Genomic DNA, 21,593 nt, shown 5'->3' on the forward strand with positions numbered 1-21,593 from the left:
AGCGGCATCTATCCAGATAGCCGCTTTTCATCATTAACTAATTATTTATTTTCTTAAATACTGGCTTTAACTTCGCCGCAGGTAAGCATGTTTTTAGGGTAATAAGGATTTTGAATGGCCTTATCATCGCTAATCCAGCTGGTACCTGTCATAGGGCAAACTTGCTTATAAAGGCTCATTTTTTCTGGTTTGAACCGCTCAATTACCGACCACATTTTAACCGATAGCTTATCCATATCGCTCCGTTGCTTATTGATTGACTGGGTTGATGCAATAGCCTTTGCCAGGCTGATCATTTCCTGACGGGTGGTGGTAGCTTCGTTCATTTTTTCGAGCGATAGCTTTTTAAACTTGAACTGGTTTAAACCTGTTATCAGTTCGTTTGCAAACTTTATCGCGCTGAGCGAATCTGATTTAACCAGGCTATTTTTAATCCCCAGGTAGCTGGCGATAACGCTTTCTTTCAAGGCTTCGCGTTTCTGTGCCAGTTCTGGCGTACCCACTTCTTGCAAAGAAGTATGTACCTGTGCTTTTGCACCATTGCCAAACCATAAGGTGGCACCGAGCAAAACAATAAGGTAAGGTTTCATATTAGGCATTTGAATTTGATTTTTTAGTTATTTTTTCAATTTCCAGCAACATGTCTTTCAGGTGCAGCTGGTTTATTCCGCTGGTTTGCGGAACAAGCAGTTTAATGGTTTCCTTAATGTCGTTTAAATGCGTTATGGCTTCTAAACGCACATCACTGCGCTGGGCAGTAGTCATGGCCTTACCATCAGCAATATCTTTCGGGTTAATAAGCATATTTAACTTTTCGAGGTAAGAACGTTGCAGGCTCCGGCGAAAAACATCGCTGGCTTCTACTCCACTGAATTTAATCCAGGTGGTGTTTTTCAAATCGTTTAGATATTCTTTTACCGGATACGGATCGGCAGAGTTTAGTGCTTTCTGGCTGATGTTATAAATTAATCCCTGGCTCAAAAACATGTTTAGCATTTGGTTTTGCTGTTCCACAATATCGTCCATACTTTTGGTGGCAATCCTGCTGGTAATCGATGCCGGGTATAGCCAGAGTGGCGCATCAAAAAGCTGACGACCTACATAATCAACTACTCCTTTTACACGCTTTTTAGGTACTTCGGTATACACAACACCTGCCTCATCTGTACTTCTTTTGGTTACATAACTGTTGCCAATATTTTTCATTACATGGTACAGGTAACGGCTAAACTGGCGCACCACGGCTTTGTGCATATCGCTTAAATTGCCGTAAAGATCGCCCGGTTCGTAAGTCCATTTTACCAGGTTGGGCACTACCCTTTTCAGGTTTTTAATGCCGTAATCACTGGCAGCAATAGCATCGTCGCCAAGATCTTCGGTCTGGCTGCGTGGATCTTCTTCTTTACCTTCGCCACCAAACCAAAGTTTTGGGTTGGCTGTAAGCGAATCGAGAATCATTTTTTTGGTAATCTTCTCTTCGACATATTCATCTTTTGCCTGATCGTAATAGCGGTAACCCCAGTTAATGGCCCATTTATCGTAAGCCCCAATACGTGGATAAATACCTGCCGGTGCAATGTGATCTTCAGGCTGGGCCACGTAGTTAAAACGGGCATAATCCATAATCGAAACGGTATGGCCGTTGGCTTCTACCCATTTCTTATCCCTTAATTTTTCTACAGGCGTTTGGCTGCTTGCGCCCATATTGTGCTTTAAACCAATGGTATGGCCTATTTCGTGTGAAGAAACAAATCTGATCAACTGCCCCATCAACTCATCGTCGAAATTCATTTTCCGTGCCCTTTCATCCAATGCACCCGCCTGGATCATATACCAGCTTTGTACCAGTTTCATCACGTTGTGGTACCAGCCTACATGACTTTCGATAATTTCGCCACTACGCGGATCGCTAATTCTGGGGCCATAAGCATTTGGTGTTTCGGATGCGTAATACCTGATTACAGAGAAACGGGCATCTTCCAGGCTCATGGTAGTATCGGCCTCCGGCCATTCTTTACCTACGATGGCATTTTTAAAACCCGCTTTTTCAAAAGCCTTTTGCCAGTCGTTTATCCCTGCAATTAAGTATGGACGCCATTTTTTTGGTGTTGCCGGATCGATGTAATACACAATTTGTTTTTTAGGCTCAACCAGCTGACCGCGTTTATACTTCGCTAAATCAGCATCTTTAGGCTCAAGGCGATAACGCTCAATAAAGTACTTGGCATCTGCATGTTGTCTATCTTCATCAAACAGGATGTATTTATTGTTAAAATAACCTACCCTTTCATCAGCAAAACGTTTGCGCATCGGCACTTTAGGTAACAGTACAAAAGAAGTATTCAACCGTACAGTTACGGCTCCGGTTAAGGCACCCGAAGGAATATTGCCTGCAGAGGTGCTGTAGGTTTTGGTGGTCTTAATTTCGATATTGATAGGATAAGTACTGATCTTTTCAATAAATGAACGGTCATCAGCTACGCTACCCAATTTCTTATCTGATTTTTCTGTCGTACCGATTGAAACGATCGGGTTATCCTTTTTAAAGAAATCAGTAACCTCAATTACGGCATTACCTGTTTTAGGGTTTTTAGCTTTAATTTCGAAAGCAGCAACAATCGGGTTTTCCTGCGATTGCATTACCGCCTTATAAATAGATTCTTCGCTGCTTTTTACATCCTGACGGTACAATACAGATCTGAGCAACAGGTTGTTGTTATTGCCTTTTTCAAAGTAAATGGTTTGCTCGTTGGTTTGCTCACCACCGAAACTCCCCATACCCTGCGGGGTGGTTACATAACGTGTTACCACTAAAATATAACGGTTAAGCATACTGTCGGGCACTTCGAAATACCATTTCTGTTCTACGCGTTTTACATCGAACAATCCGTTTTGGCTTAGGGCACTTTCGGGGATCAGCTTGCTGTAATCGGCCGGGGCTTTCTTTGTTGTACTGTCAGTTTTTACTTGTACTTTTTGTCCGTAGGCAGCTACTGAAAGCATGCAGGCTATCGGAAAAATAATCTGTTTAATCTTCATCTTAAAACGGGAGCTTTTCGTCGGTATTTAGGGTTAAATTGGGGTTTTTCTTAAGTACGTTAAGCGGAAAAGGAATGATGTACAACCTCGAAGTGGGTAACAAAGTATAAGTTTGTTGTGGTACGGTCTTGTTCACAATCGGAAACTTGCGTACCACTGTTTTTGCATATTCAGCCTCTGTATTTAAGCGTTTTAAATCCATAAAGCGGTTGAAGCCCAAAAACAATTCTTTTCTGCGTTCATTGATGATAATATCCATCGTTTCTTTTCGGGTTGCAGGTACCGGAAGGATAATATTGCCCGAAAGGATGCGTTTTTCGCGGAGTTTATTTACCACCGCCATGGCACCGGTTAAATCACCTTCCCTGGCCAGACACTCGGCCTGCATTAAATATACCTCAGTAGTTTTTAAACCCACTGTTGGGTAAAAGAATCTGGTGTAAAAAATGCTGTAATAGGCTGAGTTTGATCCAATATCCAGGAAGCTTGCGCTTGTGGTATTAAAAAACATATTAAATCGGGCATCATTAGTACCAAACAACTCTCTCAATTCCGGGCTGATGATCCAGGTATAACCAAAGTTTGTTTCATTGTACCCTTGTATATACATATAACTCAGCACCTCAGGATTGTTTGGTGCGATGATTGGTGTAACTGACGGACCACCTTGTTTTGTAGTATAATTAACCAGATCAAAAATCTGATTATTGTAAGCAAGTGACTTTTCGCAAGCTTGTTTTGCCTGTGCAATTTCCTTTTTAAATAAATGTACTTTGGCTTTCAAGGCCCATGCAAAGGCTAGCGATGGATGATAAGGATCTGCCGGCTGTGCCTGAAGGTATGGAAGCGCGTCGTCTATATCTTTCTGGATAAAATTATATACTTCAGCTACTGATGATTTAACCGGTTGTGCCTCTAAGTCATATTTATCCATGATACAAATTCCGCCATCGGTTGCTGCAGTGGCAGCGTTATAGGCTTTGGCGTAAACGTTTACCAGCAGAAAGTGATCAAATGCCCTTAAAACTTTGGCTTCGGCTTTGGCCAGTGTTTTTACATTGTCATCGCCCTTGCTTCCATCCACTAAAGAGATAATGGTGTTCCAGCGATTAATGTAAACGTATGAGCGATCGTAAAAATTAGATGAGGTAATCATCGAAACACGATCGATATTCTCGTTAAAGCTAAAATGTACCGTATTAATATTGGGTGTAACACCAATAAAATTCGATTCCTTCATCCACATATCATCTACCAGATACTGAAAATTGCTGATGAGATAAGCACGGTTAGGATAAGATACCAACTCGTAGTAATCTTGAGCATTTTCTACCAGTAATGAACCTGTTGGAGTAAGATCTGTATATTTTTTGCATCCGCCCATTAAAATAACGATCAGGAACGCGATAATAGTTATATTCTTTTTCATCTTGTTAAAAGGTTAGATTTAAGCCAAACACAAATGATTTAGGATTTTCGAGTGTTCTGGTGCCTGTAAGTCCCGAGAAAGATTCCGGATCGATATCATCTCCGGCAGCGCTGGCATACCATAAATTATTTACTTGTGCAGTAAATCTGGCTGATGGAAGTTTGAATTTTCCAATCATGCCTTTAGGTAAATTATAGGATAAAGAAATATTTCTTAGTTTGATATAATCACCTTTAACCACATTTACATCTGCAGCTTGCCACATGGTATTAATGGTACTGGCACTGTTGATTAAATTTTCAGGGTAATCAACCAATAAACGAGGAACATTAGGTGTATTTCCATTTTTGAAACGCTGGGTAATGTTCTCATCGGTTACATCGTAAGCACTGATATTCATTACATCTTTTCTGATTACGTTACCACCAGAAAAGACCAGTAAGGCGCCCAGTTCGAAGTTTTTATAAGAAATACGTTGTGAAAATGAACCCGTGTAAGTTGGGGTTATAGTACCCATATTTACTAAACTCCCAAAGTTGTTCAAACTTTTTATACTGGAAACAATGGGGGTTCCACTCGAATCAAAATCAATACTGGCCTTGCCATTCTCATCTAAAAAGTATGGATAACCATTTACCATACCGCCATATCGATAAGCATATAAAGTGTTATAAGCAGTACCCTCAATGTAATACAATGCTGGTGAAGCAACATAGTTGCCAGCTTGTGAGATCGCACTGTTCACCTTGCCGATCTTGTTTTTGTTAAAACCAAGTATAAAGGTCGAACTTAAAGTCAGGTCACCTGTCCTCAACCAATCGCCTCCTAGTGTGAATTCGATACCACGATTAATTAATGTACCGTTATTAATGGCTCTCGATGCCGCACCTACGGTAGGATCTAACTCCGTATTAACAATTAAATCAGTACTCTTTTTATAGTAAAAATCAATACTTCCCCTTAAACGGTTAGATAAAAATGCATAATCTACACCACCGTTATAGGTTTGGGTTTTTTCCCAACGTAATTTAGGGTTGGGTAATGAAACTATATCAATGTATTGTAACGATGGAAAAAGGTTATCACTTCTTCTTCTGGCGGTTAAGTATTTAGAACTTTCCGAATTCTGATTACCATTAACACCGTAAGTGGCTCTCAGCTTTAAAAGGTTAATCCACTTCTGTTCCTGAATAAAATCTTCGTTGCTGGCGTTCCAGCTTGCACCAACCGACCACAGCGGACGGTTTTTATATTCGGGATCTACTCCAAAAAAATCTGCCTGATCTACTCTTACACTACCTGTAATGTTATATTTATTTAAATACGTATAACCGGCATTGGCATAAGTTGATAGGTTTCTGTGTTTGATTTCCTGTTGTGTTCTACCTAAAACAGATAAGGTTCTGTTGCCACCAAAAATATAACTTGGTAATCCGGTTTGACTAACTGCTTGTGTGTTAATCAAAGTAGAGGTAAGTGTAATCGGATCGTAACCATATCTCAGGTCTTCAATACCACGTGGTAAAAATGTTTGGCGCATCTCAAAACCTGCAATAGCTGAAATAGCGTGTTTTCCCTTATCAAAAGAGCGGTCGAAACTCAATTGGTTCCTGAAAGTGTAACTGTTGCTTCCCTTTTCCATTTGTCCATATCTTCCGCCTGTTGGAAGTCCGAAAGTATAAACATTTGTTGCTGGTGTGTAGCCCACTAGCGAATTATACGCCGAACGCATCTTGAACGAATTTACATCATAATACTGGTCTGACTTAGTGGATGTATTTTCGAACTGCAACTGACTTGAAAGGCTAAGACCTTCCATTAATTTGGCCTGTACATTGGCAAAGCCCCTCAATGCAATATTGGTCGCATTAATTTGTCCTTCGTTTAATGATTCGAGTATATTAAAACGGTACGAACGGTATTGCGTATTATTTTTAAGCGCAGCCACAACCGAACCGTTTACTGCAGATCCGGCAATACCATCAGGTAAATTCACATAATCGGCATATACCAGGCTGCCATCGGGGTTAACGATAGAAGCATAACGGGGCTGAATTCCAGTGTAAGCATCATAAGATCCATCAGTTGAAACCGACTTGGTATAAGCACCGTTAAAACCTAGTGTGGTGGTTAACCATTTATTTACGTTATAGGTATTTTTAAAATAAATATTCAGCTTTTGATCATTGTTGTTGATTACCCTTTGAGCAGAGTTATCAAAATTTACCGAAGCATAGGTATTTGATTTTGAGCTGGCAGAACTAAATGAAAGATTATAACGCTGGCGAAAAGTATTTTGCCATACATTATCACGGTACTGCGCGTAGTAATCGGCATTTCTCCAGTTTGCCAATTGCTGGTTAACCTGATCTTCAGTAAGCTTACCCGCATCTCTGTCGCGGTACAATTGGTAAAGCGGGCTATAATATTTAACTGAACCATTAGCCACCGTGCCGTAAGCATTAAACATCGATTCGGTTGTGGTATAACGGGCGCGTTCTTTATTGTACACGTCTGTTTCCAAATCTAAAATATCGGAAGTGGAAGCGTAATGCATCGAATTAAACCTGGGCTTGGTATCGATAAAGAAATCGGTATTCAGTGAAATTTGAACAGGGCCGTTTCCTTTTTTTGTGGTTAATACAATAACACCATTGGCCGATCTTGAACCGTAAATGGAAGAAGCAGCAGCATCTTTTAAAACCGTTACCGATTCGATATCATAAGGATTAATATCTTCAAGGGCAGTTTCAGAAGGTAGTCCATCAATAACAATTAAAGGATCTGTTCTAACACCAGTTGTGTTGATGGAAAATGTTCCCCTTCCACGTATAACCTGCTTATCGGCACCTATTCCAAATGGATTTTTATCATAAGCTAAACCGGCCACACGGCCTTCTAAAGCCTCCAGAATATTGGAATTGATCTGCTCGTTCAGCTTTTTTTTATCTACAACAGCAAATGCTCCGGCGTTTCTTTCGAGTGGAAGGGATTGAAAACCATTTACCACAACCTCAGCCAGTAAGGAGGCATTGGCATTTAAACGAACGGTTACCACTTTTAACGCAGCAGTACGATCGATGCGCTGTGTTTTAGATAGATAACCGATGTAATCAATATCAAGTGTATTGTATTCGTTGGTTAAGTTCATGCTGAAATGACCGTTACCATCGCTGGTGGTATATTTATTGGTTCCTTTTAACCTTATTGATGCACCTGGTAGCGGCGAACCTAAACTATCGGTTACCATGCCGTGCAGGATATATTCGTCTTCGGTAAATGCCGTTGAGGGTTTTAAAACAATCGTATTGTTATTAATTTCATAATCGAAAGGCTGATCTTTGAAAACCGTTTCGAGTACCGTTTTTAAAGAGCTGGTACTAATTTTAGCCGTAACAGGTTTGGCTTTTTTAAGGTATTCGGCATCAAAAATAAATTGATAATTACTCTTTTTCGCAATTTCTGTAATTACACCATTTATGGGTGCATTATTGAACGTAAAAGTATAAGTTGCAGTTTGTGCCTGCGTGGTTTTAAGGCCCAGTGTAAGCAAAAACAGCATTACAAAAGCCATAACCCTATTAAGTTGAAGGGATGATTTCAATTTAAAATTCTTTAAAGTTTGTTAGTGGTTGTTGATAAGGCGGTAGAAATGTTTTTGCGTAAAGCTTACTTCATTACAGTTACCCTCCTTCCTTCTACTTTAAACTTAAGGCCACTGGTGGTCGATAACATATCCAATACAGTAGCCAGGTTTTCCTGCATATCTATACGGGCATAAATGCGTTTTTCGGGGATTGAGGTATAATCTATATCCAGCTGGTACCAGCGGCTCAGGCGTTTCATAATTACACCCAGTTCTTCGTTTTCGAAAGCGAAGAATCCTTGCTGCCAGGCGGCCATATTGGAAACATCAACAGCCGATTTACTTAACTGGTTGTTTTGGATTAACGCAGCTTCGCCCGGATGTAAAATCAGACTGGCATTGGTTGTAACATCTAAACAGTTTACCTTACCTTCTAATAAAGCAGTGCTTATAAAGTCATCATCCGGATAGGCAGATAGATTAAACTTCGTTCCCAGAACGGTAATTCTTTCCCTTCCCGATGAAACTATAAAAGGATGTCCGGCATCTTTGCTTACTTCAAAATAAGCCTCTCCGCTTAAAGAAACCCTTCTTTCGGCCTGGTTAAACCCAACAGGGAATGTTAAACTCGATCCTGAGTTTAAAACCACCTGGGTGCCGTCAGAGAGCGTAACTTTGTATTTTCCACCCAAAGGAGTAGTAATGGTTTGTAAATAACTGTTGGTATCTGCAACAGCGCTTACGCGTGTATACACAATGCGGTCGCCCGATGATTTGGTGATCTGAACGCCGTAAGCCGTTGTAATGGATTTGTTGGCTAAGGTATCGAGGTTAATTTCCTGGCCATTACTCATTTTAAGTGTAGCCAAACTTCTGCCCGGCAAAACATCGGCCTGTTTCCACAAATAAGTATAAGCCAGGTAGCCGATTGAGAGTACGACTAAAATACTGGCCGCAATTTTAAGCAGCGATTGTGATGTAGGTTGTAACCTTACTGTTTGTGGTTTTTCATCAACGGCATCAATATTCGCAGAAATCAGCTGATGGATATTGTTTAAATGCTTTTGCAGGTTTGTATTGGCCTCGTATTGCTCTTCTGTTTCCAAAAACGCTGCTTCAATAAGTGTGTGTAAATCAGCACGATCGGCCACGTTAAAATAATCCAGCAGCTGATTAAGTTCAGCTTCGGTAATTTCGTTGCTTAAAAAACGGGAATATAAGTTTTCTATTTGCGGAGTTATTTTCATCTTGCTTTGTTAGGTATACGCAGCAAAAGCAAAAACACACTACTCCTGAAATAAAATAAATAAATTATTTATTTAAATGCAGTGCAATTGCGAAAATCATGAACTCTTTCGAATGGAAAAATACATAATCCCTCATGCTTTTGGTAGCTTTTACCAGTTGGTTGCTTACCGTTGAGGGACTGATGTTTAATATAGATGCGGCTTCTTCGTAACTCTTCCCCTCTATGCGGCATAGCATAAAAATCTGTTTTCTTTTTTCCGGTAACCGGTCCAAAGCCAGATTTAAAACTGCCCGCCGCTCTTTATCCAGCAAATATTCTTCGGTTTCGTTGTAAAGTTCCGAATAATGATCAATCAGGTATTGTCGCATTTTGGCATCTTTAGCCAATAAACGGTAATGATCGTAAATGCAGTTTTGGGCAATTTTATAAATCCAGGCCTTAATGGGCTGGTGCTCGTCAATGAGGTCGCGTTTTAGCCAAACTTTTAAAAATACATCCTGCAAAAGTTCATCGGCTACTTCCTGTACTTTTACCATTTTTAAAATGCGTAGGTAAAGGTTACTGCTATAATGGTGGTAAACTTCGTCAAAAGCTGCTCTGTTTCCAGATTTTAATAAGGAAATAGTATCAAGGCCAACCTCCATGCTTTTGTTCATTAAGTATTTTACCTGTTTGGTACACAAAAGTAAGTATAAAATTGCAAAAGCTTTTATTTTACAGCTTTATAGCTATATTTTAACATTTAAAATGGCGTATTAAAACAAAACAGTCAGGCTTTTTAAAACCTGACTGTTAAAATTCAATTAATGCTAAGCAAAAGCAAAATTGTTATTTAGTTTCGATTAGTACATTTCCGCCGTTTTTAAACAGATCGTGAGCAATAAAATAGCCCTCATTCGTTTTACCGTTTACCTTAATCTGGCTAATGCCTCTTCCCTTTCCGGGCTTGGTAATGGTTAAGGTTTTGCCGGTACTGGTTTTCCATTTCACTTCATCAAACAAGGGTGCAGTTACAATATATTTGGGGTCGGTAGCCGAAAATGGATATATACCTAGCGCGCTGAAGACATACCAGGCCGACATTTCGCCGGCATCGTCCATACCCGACAGTGCTAAACCATCGCTACCTATGCCATATAATTCGTTTAAAATTTTATCGATTATCTTCTGCGATTTTTCGGGCTTACCAATAAAAGTATAGGCAAATGGAGCCTCATGGTCGGGCTGGTTACCCTGACAGTATTGGCCAATCATGGTTTCTACATTGCGGGCAATGTATTTCGGGTTCCAGGGCAGGGTAAATAACGAGTCCAGTTTCGATTCAAAACCTGCTGCGCCGCCATAAAGTTCAATCAGCCCCGGCATATCGTGCGGTGCATAAAAAGAAACCTGCCAGGCATTGGCTTCGCGGTACATGTATTCGTAGTAAGGATATTGCGGGTTGAAGGGTTTAATCCAGTCGCCGTTTTCTAATCTGCCACGCATAAAACGAGTTGATGGATCGAACATGTTTTTATAGTTTTTCGATCTGGCCATTAAAATGCGGTAATTGGCAGTATCGCCCAGTTTTTGCGCAATCTGTGCAAGCGAATAATCATCGTAAGCGTACTCCAGCGTTTTAGATACGCCGGCTTTGGCTTTGGTTTCTACATGCGGGTTCTTCACGTCCGGATCAGAAATGTAGCCCTTTTCGATATACTCTTTAATAAACGGTCTTGCACCACCGGCTACATTGGCATTGCGTAATAAAATCTGGTAGGTAGCCTGGATATCGAAATCATCAATTCCCCTTAAATAGGCCCCTGCAATGGACGAAGCACCGTGGTCGCCATGAAAAAAGGTAGGGATAAAACCTGTTTTTTCGCCTACATCCTTCATCGATTTAATTACATCTAAAGTTACTTTTGGTGTAATTAAGCCCAGCAGCACATCTTTATTGCGGTAAGTATCCCAAAGCGAAGGCTCGGTATAATACCTGAAATCGCTTTTTACAACCTGGCGTTTGGCATCTTTATATTCGCCATTTATATCGCTGCGTAAGGCCGGCCATAAAAACGAGCGGTACAAACTAGAGTACAACATTTGCTTTTGTTTGCCAGTGCCTCCCTTTACTTCGATGTTCGATAACAAGTTCTCCCAGGTACTGGTGGCTTCGTCACGGATTTGCGCAAAGGTTTTCTGGCCAATTTCCTGTTTCAGGTTTTCTTTGGCATTGGCAACGCTCACAAACGATAAGCCTATTTTTAAAGTCACCGGCCCCTTGCTTCCATCGGCTAAATGTACAATGGCATAACCCGATCGTTTGCCTGCATCGGTAATATCCAGTTTATCAATCTTTCCGTTTACTTCAGCATAAAAATAAACGTTCTCACCTCCCTGAAAGCCTTGTATGGCCGATTCTCCGTCTTGCGCTATATTCCAGGTAGAAACGCCGCTATTGGCTTTGCCCATGCTAAAAAGGATTTGCCTGTTGCTGTTGTTTTTATAATCATATTCGTGGAAACCGCACCTTAAAGTCGAAGTAAGCCTGACATTTACCTGATAATCATCCAGATAAACCTGATAAAAACCAAGCGCAGCGCTTTCGTTTTTATGCGAGAATTTAGAGCCGAATTTACCGGAAGGATTCGATAGCGGTAAAACAGGGATATTACAAAGGTTCCAGTGCCCTTTATTGGTATGTGCAAATCCGTAAATGGTATCGTCTTCGTACTCATAGCCTGCTCCCGAACCAAATTCGGTTATCGGGCTCAGTTGCACCATAGCATTTGGCAATGAACTGCCTGGAAAAGTTAAACCCGCCCACGATCGCCAGCCCTGTGGCAACTCATAGCCCAGTATTTTAGGATCTGTTAAAGGTGCTGTGCCAATAAAGGTGTTTACATATTTGGTTAACCGGGCTTTGGTTTGTGCCTTTACCTGTACCTGATAAAAGCTCAGGGCACTTAGAAATAAGATAAAGTGTAATGATTTGGTTAGGGATTTCATTTTACATAAAACGTTTTAGTGTGTGCTATCAAATATAGAAAATCTATCAGGTCCGTCAACAAAATATCACAATAGTTACCAATTGATTTTAAATAGTTAGCTATAATCTTATGCTTAAATAATTGAATAATATGCCAAATATCTGGATGCTTTAATCTGAGTGTTTCAGTTCTTGCCATGCTATTTTATATATCTTTGGTTACACACTAATCAAATAACCCTTATGCTTTTAAATTATAGGCAACGTTTCATTTGCATGCTATTTTCGTGCTTGCTATTTCAATTTACAAACCGGGTAATGGCCCAAAGTAAAGAAAATCCTGCTTTCACCATGTGGCATAATAAACCCGCAAAAAAATGGATGACTGAAGCCTATCCCATTGGCAATGGACGTATTGGCGGGATGATTTTTGGAGGTGTTGATCAGGAGCACATTCAGTTTAACGATAACACCTTATGGACCGGAGATGAAAACGACCGGGGCATGTATCAGGCCTTTGGCGATTTGTTTATCGATTTCAACAATAAAGATCAGCAATTTACCGCATACAGCCGTAAACTGGATATCACAAGGGCGCTTCATACCATTAACTATACGCAAAATAGCATACAGTTTAAACGCGAGTATTTTTGCAGTTTTCCGGATAAAGTGATGGTATTGCGCTTTACGGCTAACCAGAAAAAGACTTATTCGGCTGCTATAGGTTTAAAAGACGCACATCAAGGCACTATAACAGCAAATGGAAATATTATTCAGCTAACAGGTAAACTGCCAAACGGCATGACTTATCAGGCTACTGCTTTGGTTAAAGTTGAAAATGGAAAGCTGAGTACTGTAAAAGATGGCGACAACGAAAAACTTAAAATAGAAAATGCAGATGCGGTAACCATTGTTTTTACGGCTGCAACCAATTACATCAACAAGCGCGAACAAAACTGGAAAGGCGAAGAACCTGCACCTAAAATAGAACGCATTTTAAATGCCGTTAAAGCAAAAAGTTACGATAACCTGCTGAAATCCCATATCAGCGATTATATCCAGCTGTATAACCGCCTGAGTTTAACCCTTGGTACCAGTGATGCGGCAAATGAAAATCTGCCAACATACCAAAGGTTAATTAACTATAAAAAGGTAGCCGACCCTGCACTCGAGGCTTTGATTTTTCAATATGGCAGGTATTTATTGATTAGTTCTTCCAGAGCAGGTGGCTTACCGGCCAATCTTCAAGGGTTATGGAACGAAAGCAATACCCCACCCTGGGGAAGCGATTACCACTCTAACATCAATATTCAAATGAATTATTGGCTGGCAGAACCGACAAACCTTTCCGAATGTCAGGTACCTTATCTCGATTACATCAATAGCATGCGCGAGGTGAGTAAAATGCATACCCGAAAGCAATATCCAAATACGCGTGGATGGACAGTAAAAACAGAGAACAATATTTTTGGGGGCATGAGTTTCTTGTGGAATACACCGGGCAGTGCCTGGTATGCGCAAGCCCTTTGGGAGCATTACGCTTTTACGCAGGATAAAGCTTACCTGAAAAACTTCGCCTACCCGATTATTAAAGAAATTGCTGAATTCTGGGACGACCATCTAAAAAGACGTTCTGATGGTACTTTGGTAGCTCCTATGGGTTGGTCGCCAGAGCATGGCCCTACCGAAGATGGCGTAACGCACGATCACCAGATTATTTACGATCTCTTTACCAATTACATCGAATCGGCTGATATTTTAGGCATTGATGCCGATTATAAAAAACACATTGCCGATTTGAAAGCACATTTACTAAAACCAAAAATCGGTAAATGGGGACAATTACAGGAATGGGAAACCGATCGCGATGATCCGAAAGATCAGCACAGGCATATTTCACACCTCTTTGGTCTGCACCCGGGCAGAGAAATCAGCACCATTAAAACACCCGAACTGGCGCAGGCTGCAAAAGTAACCTTAATTGCCCGTGGCGATGAATCGACAGGTTGGTCGATGGCCTGGAAAATGAACTTCTGGGCCAGGTTGCAGGATGGAAACCATGCTTATAAAATTTTACAGAACTTTATTACTCCTGTGGGTGGTTCTGGTACCGATTACAATAAAGGTGGTGGCATTTACTCGAATCTGTTTTGTGCACATCCACCCTTCCAGATTGATGGAAACTTTGGCTATACTGCAGGTATTTCTGAAATGTTATTGCAAAGCCAGGCAGGCGAATTACAGTTTCTGCCCGCTTTACCCGATAAGTGGACAAGTGGCAACATTAAAGGCTTAAAGGCCCGCGGAAATTTCGAAATTACCAATCTGCAATGGAAAGATGGTAAAGTGGTGGCTTTAGCCATCAAATCACTATCAGGAGAAAAATGCATTGTAAGGAGTCCTAATCAGCTTAAGGCTACTGCAAAAGGCATAACTGAAGAAAAAACGGGCAAAGATTTCAGGTATAGTTTTAATACCCAGGCTGGAAAAGTGTATCAATTTAATTAAATATATTACTGTGTGATTGAATGGCTTTTGGTTATTTGTCATTCAATCACCCGGTAATTCAATCATTCATTAACGCTATCATTTCCGTAATTCCTTCCTTCAATAATTCTTTCATTCAACTTCTCTCATTTATCGATTCAAACATTTATTTCTTCCCTGCGTTTTACCTTAAAGCAATTACAAGATGAGCACGACCAATAAATTACTAACCGAGCACAATGCAAAAGTTGTGGTACAGGATTTTTTAAATGCACTGAACACCGAAGATTTTAATCTGGCCAGACAGCAATTACATGATGATTTGTATTTTAAAGGCGTGATGGGCGAAAGGAATGGTGCAGATATCTATATCGCCGATATGGAGAAGATGAAATTCAAATACGATATTAAAAAAATATTTACTGATGGCGAAGAGGTTTGCCTTTGGTACGATATTAATATGGGCGGTAAAACCATCTTTTGTGCTGGCTGGTACCAGCTCGATGATGAAAAAATTAAATCTATTCAGGTCATATTCGACCCTCGACCGATTTTATAATCAACAAACCTGCTTAAGTTTTCTTACATTAATTTCGCCTTCAGCAAGCTGAAAACGGAACATTAAAAACTCATCTGTTTCGGTAATTTCAATGTGCTCAATTGTACCAGACTGATTGTTTTCGGTTGCAATTACATCACCGGTTTTTAGCTCTAACAGCGTTGAAGTGGGCAGTTTATCGTTAACGATGGTCATTATTATTGGCAAAGTTTAAGGTGAAACAGGTTTTATCGGCATTCGACGATACTTTAAGGGTACCGTTGTGTGCATGTGCAATTTCTGACGCGATATACAAGCCTAAGCCAAGTCCTTTTTGGTTGGGTTCTACCTCGCCCCGCGAGAAAGGTTGAAACAAGCGCTCCATAGCTGCTGCAGGTATTTGCTTTCCGGCATTGGTTACACACAGATTAAATTCATTGCTGTTACTGCTGGCGGTTACTTCTACAGCCGAATCAACAGGAGAGTAATTCAGTGCATTAGCCAGTAAATTAGAAAAAAGCTGTGCCAGGCGTTTGCCATCTGCATGAATCGGATGCGCCAGATCGAAAACCATATTTATGCGTCGCTCCGGCCAAATGGCTTGCAATTCTTCCACTACCTCGGTTAATAAACGTTCGTGGTCTTCGTCTCTAGTGCGGTTTACCGAAATACCTGAACCCAAACGGCCGCTGGCAAAATCAAGGATATTATCAATCAAGCCATTCATCCTGAAAGAAGCATCGGTAATAATTTTGGTTAAGCGGCTACCTCTTTCGTCTAAGTTTAAACGTGATAAAAGTTGGGCACTGCTGGATATCGCATTTAAAGGATTTTTTAAGTCATGACCGAGAATAGCAATGAACTGATCGCGTACGATAGCGATTTCCTGTTCCTTTTTAAGCTCTTTTTCCACTTCGGCTACCTGTTCAAGGGCATCTAAATGAGAAGCAATTAATTCACCAAATATGGTAAACATGCCAATAATGGTCGGATTTTTAAGCTTTGCAGGTTTCGGATCGATGGCACAAAGGGTTCCGAAAAAATTGCCGTTTTTTAAGGTAATGGGAACAGAGATATAACTTTGGAAACCATACATTAACGGAGTGTGGTGCCCTGCATATTCTGGGTCTTCATCAACATGATCGATAACGACTGCATTTTTGTGCTGTCTGATTTCGTTGCAAATTGTGGTTTCCAGTTTAAGTTCGCCGCCAACCTTTAAGCCAAAGTTTATTTCATCGTGCACAGCACAGGCGATCCATTTATCGGTAGTTACACGGGCTACGGCAGCAAAACCCATTCCGGTAGTGCGGCACACGATTTCTAAAATATTGGCTACAGAAGAAATATTATTTACTGCATCAATATCAGCTTGAATGTTTGTTTCGGGGTTTTGCAAGGCCGGATTTAATAATTTTCCAGCAATTTAACTATATTTCTTTTCTCAAAAAACAGGGCCTGCACAACTTAGCCTTTATTTTACACAGATTAGGTACTAAAAAATTAAAAAGCGTATAAATACGGTGTGTATTATTGCTAATTGTGAAGTTTGATGTGAATGTTATTTTCGATAAAAGCAAAAACCGCATTTATATGTTGGGCTATTTTTAAAATAAACCTCAGAAACATATAAATGCGGCAGCGTAATATTAAGCTTTTAATAAAGCTGGTTTTTCGTGGTAAGTTTTCCAAAGCAACTCGCCAAACAAGGTGTTCGACCATGCAAACCATGCTCTGGTAAAGTTAGCTGGATTATCTTTATGGAACGACTCGTGCATGAAGCCTTTGCCTGCATGTGTTTTACGTAAACTTTCGATGCACGCTTTAATTTCGGCATCATCTTTTGAAGTTAAGGCACGCATGGTGATACTCATTGGCCAAATCATATCCTGACCGGCGTGCGGTCCACCGATACCTTCGGCTGCTGTGCCTTTAAAGAAATAAGGATTATCTTTTGATAAAGCAAATTTCCTCGTATTCTGATAAATCGGATCTTCGATTTTCATTGCACCCAGATAAGGTAAACCCAATAAACTAGGCACGTTCGAGTCATCCATCAGGTACGAACTACCAAAACCATCTACCTCAAATGCATAAATTTTACCGTATTTCGGGTGGTTTACAATGGCATGTTTTTGAAGTGCAGCATTTACCTCATCGGCCAGGTTTAATAAGCTACTTTCTAATGTTTTATCGCTGTTTAAGGCTTTAATCATTTCTGCTGCCTGTTTTAAGCTCGATACCGCAAAGAAGTTTGAAGGTACCAGGAAAGGAAAAATAGTCGCATCATCACTCGGACGGAAAGCCGAACAAATTAAGCCCACCGGGTTAACCGGAAAACCATAACCTGCCATTGGCAACGAATCTGTCGGCTGCGTGGTTTCCCTTTGGAAATGATAAGGACCTTTTCCTTCTTTACGTTGTTGCTCTTTGAAGGTTTTTAAAGTGGCTTCAATTCCTTTTTTCCAATCGGCATCGAATGGTGTTTTATCGCCTGTTTTTTTCCAGTAGTGGTAAGCCAAACGAATCGGGTAACATAAGGAGTCGATTTCCCATTTACGCTCGTGCACACCTGGTTGCATAGCGGTTTTATCTGTTTTCCATTCCCCTACTTTGGTTGCATCGCCATAAAAAGCATTGGCATAAGGGTCTTTCAAAATACATTTGGTTTGGTGGATAATTACACCGGCAATTAGCTTTTTTAGGGGCTCATCCTCATTTACAAATTGCAGGTAAGGCCACACCTGTGCCGAACTATCACGCAACCACATCGCATCAATATCGCCGGTGATTACATAAGTATCGGGCCTGCCACCATTTTCGCTGTGATAAACCGTAGTATCTAAAGTGTTTGGAAAACAATTTTCGAACAACCAGGCTAACTCAGGGTTTTTAACATTGGCCTGAAAGGTTTTGATGGCGTTATCTACCGCCTTACTTTGAAAATGTCTTTTTGCCGCGGCTACACGTACAACCGGAAATTCGGGAGCTAAATTAGCTGCAAAAGAGAATTTGGAAGCCACTACGCCTGCTCCTAACAAACCTGTGTTTTGTATAAATGTTCTTCTTTTCATTATGATGTGTTATGGTCTTTTTTTAGTTTTGTCTAAACGAGGTTCAGCTATCGTTGATGCATGATCTGTTTTAATGATAGGGATTATTCGGTTAGCGTTTAACAAATATTATTATAATTTTTCGAAGATCAAAATTGAAATTGCCAATTCAGCTACTCCTAAATCGATTTTCCAGTTGAGCATGAATTACGCGGACAATACCGGCAACAGCAAGTTTAGAAAGGCATAATAACCATTTGAATTTGTATCTTTATTAACCAAACTTACCGCTATGGATGCAGCACAAAGCACACTTTCAAAACGTATCTTATCGATTGATATATTGCGTGGATTGGTGATGATCATTATGGCTTTAGACCATACCCGCGATTTTTTTCATATCGGAGCCATGACAGGCGATCCTCTAAATCCTGATACCACTACAGGAATGTTGTTTTTTACCCGCTGGATCACGCATTTTTGTGCACCGACTTTTGTTTTCCTTTCCGGGTTATCAGCCTATTTATCCGCCCAAAGCAGAACAGCTGCACAGGCCAGTGCATTCTTATTTAAGCGTGGCTTATGGCTTATATTGATCGAAATCGTAATCATCACCTTTGGCTTAACCTTTAATCCTGGCTACAATTTTATTATCCTGCAGGTAATTTGGGCTATTGGTACCAGCATGATCTTTTTGGCTATTTTCAGCCGTATTTCTTATAAAACGGTGCTCATAATCGGACTGGTGCTGGTTTTTGGGCATAATCTTTTTAACTTATTCCCGGCACCAAAAGACCCGGCTGCTGGAATGATTTTAAAAGTATTTTTTACTGCATCGGGTACGGTTGCACCGCTGTCTGCCAATCATTTCGTAGGTGTGTTTTATGCAATCCTTCCGTGGACCGGGGTTATGTTCGTGGGCTATGGTGTTGGTGCCTGGTATAGGAAGGGGTACGAAGCAGAACGCCGTCAGCGCAATTTATTGATGGTAGGCTTTTTAACGGTGTTTGTATTCGTAGCTTTGAGATTAATCAATGTATATGGCGATCCGGTTCCGCGTAAAGAATATGATGACCTGTTTAAGAACCTGCTCACTTTTTTCAACGTAAACAAATATCCGCCATCGCTGCAATATATCTCCATGACCTTAGGCCCGGCGATGCTCTTTTTGGCCGTTACCGAAAACGTAAGCAATTGGTTTACCAGAATAACTTCGGTATATGGTGCTGTTCCGTTTTTTTACTATGTGCTGCACTTTTACCTGCTACACACGCTATTGATAATCGTATTTTTTGCAACCGGCCATAGCACTAAAGAAATTGTTCAGATTCCATTTATGTTCAGGCCGGCAGCATTTGGCTTTAGCTTGCCAGTGGTTTATGTAATATGGCTTAGTGTGGTGGCATCGCTCTATTTACCTTGCAGGTGGTTTAAACAGTACAAAGAAACACACCGGCAATGGTGGTTAAGGTACGTTTAGCCTTTTTTCCATTTTATGCTGCAACCCACCGCCTTGGTTGTGGTAACAGCGGGCTTTTTACCTGTGGCTAAATTATTGATTGCATTTTTCACATAATCTTCTTTTGTGGCGTTTTCGCCTTCAGGATCATTATCTATTGCACCAATGTATTCAACTATATTTCCTTTGTCGCTTTTATTTACCAGGAAAACATGCGGCGTTCTGCTTGCACCGAATTGTTTGGTAACTACGTGGTCTGGATCGAGCAGATAAGGGTAAGTGAAATTCTTTCCTTTGGCCAGGGCCTGCATTTTATCGAAACTTTCGGCTGGAACGGCACCCGCATCATTTGGGTTAATGGCAATAACCGGATATCCTTTGGCAGCATAACTGGCATTTAGCTCAGCAACACGATCCTGGTAAGCCTGGGCTACCGGACAGGTATTGCAGGTAAATACCACAATAAAACCTTTGGCATCCTTGTAGTCGGCCATAGATACGGTTTTATTATCTACATTCTTTAAAGCGAAATCTTTAACCACATCGCCAACTTTATACCCTTCGCTTTGTGCACAGGCACCTAACGAAATTAACATCAAGCCAATTAGAAATAAATGTTTCATAACCTCTTATTTTAAGTTTAACAAAGTATTTTTGAGTTGTTTCTCCGTAAATTCCTGTTCGTAGAAGCGTCTGGTTTTTTGTTTCACAAATAATGTTGCGGGTATAGCGCCTGTCCATTTGGGGTCTACCCTTTCGATATATTTTTGCTGGTCGGTTTCGTTTAACAGAAACACTTCAGCTTTGAGCTGGTTCTTTACTACAAAAGGTATTACCTCTTTTTGCAGTTTCGATTTAAAATCTACACTGATCAACAGTACCTTTACGGGCTTTTTTAAATTGGCTACACGCAGTTTTTCAAAGTTTGGTAATTCGGCCACACATGGGCCACACCAGGTTGCCCAAAAATTAACCACATAGGTGGTGTCCTTGCCGGCGGCAATGCGTTTATCCAGTTCATCGAGCGTTAACAGTCTTACCTGTGCGCTTAACGAATAACTAATTAAAGATAAGCAGATTAAAAGAAATATACGCATAAGATGAATAACGAAATTTAGGTGGGTTTGTTTTAACGATAATCGTCATCTCGACTATAGCGCAGCGAAACGGAGAGATCTAATGTAGATTTCTCCGTTTCGCTCCCGATGAAAATCGGTGAGCTTCAGTCGAAATGACGGAAGAGATCTAGTTAACCGAACCTGATTTAACAAATACGCGCTGATACGCCGGCAATGTTAAATCATCAACAATAACCCCTCTGGTAGTACTGGCATGGACAAAAAAGCCATTATTGAGGTACACACCAACATGGTCTACATCGTTGCCGCCAAAAGAAAAGAATACCAGATCGCCTTCTTTTAAATTATCTATAGGTTTTTTCCTTACCACATTGGCCTGATCGCGTGAGATACGTGGCAAGGTTACGCCATAAATCTCTTTCTCTAACAAATAGGCAAATCCCGAGCAATCTATCCCACCTTTATCTAAACCACCAAAACGGTAACGAACGCCCGTCCAGTCGGTAATGAAACGGTAAAGCGGTTTGCTTTTTAAATTACTCATGGCATCGGCTGCTTTCGCTCCTTTAGTATCGGTTTTAACGGTGTATTTACGCGTACCGCACGATGACAGGAATAGCACTAAAGCAACCAAATAGAAAGCGTAAGGTTTAAAGCTAGTATGCATAGGTATAAATTTAGTAAGAAGGGCTTATGGTTAATATTC

Annotated in this window: 16 protein-coding genes; 3 read left to right on the forward strand and 13 right to left on the reverse strand. The window is 40.6% G+C overall.

The annotated features are described in order from the left end of the window. Window positions 1-53: 53 nt before the first annotated feature. The 7 genes from HWV58_RS06745 to HWV58_RS06775 all read right to left on the reverse strand — a co-directional run bounded on the left by HWV58_RS06745 (window position 54) and on the right by HWV58_RS06775 (window position 12,291). The gene (locus HWV58_RS06745; protein WP_175633355.1) at window positions 54-590 is read right to left on the reverse strand and encodes a DUF3347 domain-containing protein; all 537 of its coding nucleotides are present in this window, start codon (window positions 588-590) and stop codon (window positions 54-56) included. Window position 591: 1 nt separating this feature from the next. Continuing rightward, window positions 592-3,039: a zinc-dependent metalloprotease gene (locus HWV58_RS06750; protein WP_175633356.1), complete on the reverse strand. Its 2,448-nt coding sequence runs from the start codon at window positions 3,037-3,039 to the stop codon at window positions 592-594. 1 nt (window position 3,040) lies between these two features. Continuing rightward, a complete protein-coding gene (locus HWV58_RS06755; protein WP_175633357.1) occupies window positions 3,041-4,468 on the reverse strand; it encodes a RagB/SusD family nutrient uptake outer membrane protein in 1,428 nt (475 codons plus the stop codon). 4 nt (window positions 4,469-4,472) lie between these two features. Continuing rightward, complete coding sequence (locus tag HWV58_RS06760) at window positions 4,473-8,042, reverse strand: SusC/RagA family TonB-linked outer membrane protein (RefSeq protein WP_235972674.1); 3,570 nt, start codon at window positions 8,040-8,042, stop codon at window positions 4,473-4,475. Window positions 8,043-8,137: 95 nt separating this feature from the next. Continuing rightward, entirely contained in the window at window positions 8,138-9,301 is a 1,164-nt protein-coding gene (locus tag HWV58_RS06765) for a FecR family protein (protein WP_175633358.1), read from the reverse strand. Window positions 9,302-9,365: 64 nt separating this feature from the next. Then, the gene (locus HWV58_RS06770; protein ID WP_175633359.1) at window positions 9,366-9,959 is read right to left on the reverse strand and encodes an RNA polymerase sigma factor; all 594 of its coding nucleotides are present in this window, start codon (window positions 9,957-9,959) and stop codon (window positions 9,366-9,368) included. Between the two features lie 172 nt (window positions 9,960-10,131). Further along, entirely contained in the window at window positions 10,132-12,291 is a 2,160-nt protein-coding gene (locus tag HWV58_RS06775) for a GH92 family glycosyl hydrolase (protein ID WP_175633360.1), read from the reverse strand. A gap of 298 nt (window positions 12,292-12,589) precedes the next feature. Here HWV58_RS06775 and HWV58_RS06780 point away from each other — a divergent pair, with 298 nt between their 5' ends. Both HWV58_RS06780 and HWV58_RS06785 read left to right on the forward strand, forming a co-directional pair. Next, window positions 12,590-14,779 (forward strand): glycoside hydrolase family 95 protein, encoded by a 2,190-nt coding sequence (locus HWV58_RS06780; RefSeq protein ID WP_175633361.1) that lies wholly within the window; start codon window positions 12,590-12,592, stop codon window positions 14,777-14,779. Window positions 14,780-14,963: 184 nt separating this feature from the next. Beyond that, window positions 14,964-15,317, forward strand: coding sequence for a nuclear transport factor 2 family protein (locus HWV58_RS06785; protein ID WP_175633362.1), 354 nt, complete (start codon window positions 14,964-14,966; stop codon window positions 15,315-15,317). On the opposite strand, the gene HWV58_RS06790 is transcribed toward HWV58_RS06785, so the two are convergent. The 3 genes from HWV58_RS06790 to HWV58_RS06800 form a co-directional block, all read right to left on the reverse strand. Beyond that, a complete protein-coding gene (locus HWV58_RS06790) occupies window positions 15,318-15,512 on the reverse strand; it encodes a hypothetical protein (RefSeq protein WP_175633363.1) in 195 nt (64 codons plus the stop codon). It lies immediately after the preceding gene. Then, window positions 15,499-16,695 carry a GAF domain-containing sensor histidine kinase gene (locus HWV58_RS06795; protein WP_235972675.1) on the reverse strand — a complete coding sequence of 399 codons (1,197 nt, stop codon included), beginning with the start codon at window positions 16,693-16,695 and terminating at the stop codon, window positions 15,499-15,501. The genes HWV58_RS06790 and HWV58_RS06795 overlap by 14 nt, the downstream gene beginning before the upstream one ends. A 250-nt stretch (window positions 16,696-16,945) precedes the next feature. Next, entirely contained in the window at window positions 16,946-18,370 is a 1,425-nt protein-coding gene (locus tag HWV58_RS06800; protein ID WP_175633364.1) for a glycoside hydrolase family 125 protein, read from the reverse strand. Window positions 18,371-18,641: 271 nt separating this feature from the next. Between HWV58_RS06800 and HWV58_RS06805 the strand changes: the two genes are divergently transcribed. Continuing rightward, complete coding sequence (locus HWV58_RS06805; protein WP_175633365.1) at window positions 18,642-19,829, forward strand: DUF1624 domain-containing protein; 1,188 nt, start codon at window positions 18,642-18,644, stop codon at window positions 19,827-19,829. Here HWV58_RS06805 and HWV58_RS06810 read toward each other — a convergent pair. From HWV58_RS06810 to HWV58_RS06820, 3 genes are all read right to left on the reverse strand, one after another. Further along, window positions 19,826-20,431, reverse strand: coding sequence for a thioredoxin family protein (locus tag HWV58_RS06810; RefSeq protein WP_175633366.1), 606 nt, complete (start codon window positions 20,429-20,431; stop codon window positions 19,826-19,828). The genes HWV58_RS06805 and HWV58_RS06810 overlap by 4 nt on opposite strands. Window positions 20,432-20,437: 6 nt before the next feature. After that, window positions 20,438-20,905, reverse strand: a complete 468-nt coding sequence (locus HWV58_RS06815; protein ID WP_175633367.1) for a TlpA disulfide reductase family protein — start codon at window positions 20,903-20,905, stop codon at window positions 20,438-20,440. 148 nt (window positions 20,906-21,053) lie between these two features. Continuing rightward, window positions 21,054-21,554, reverse strand: a complete 501-nt coding sequence (locus HWV58_RS06820; RefSeq protein WP_175633368.1) for a C40 family peptidase — start codon at window positions 21,552-21,554, stop codon at window positions 21,054-21,056. Between the last annotated feature and the right edge of the window lie 39 nt (window positions 21,555-21,593).

Origin of the sequence: Pedobacter ghigonis (assembly GCF_903166585.1) — a bacterium.
In the GTDB taxonomy this organism is placed as follows: Bacteria; Bacteroidota; Bacteroidia; order Sphingobacteriales; family Sphingobacteriaceae; genus Pedobacter; species Pedobacter ghigonis.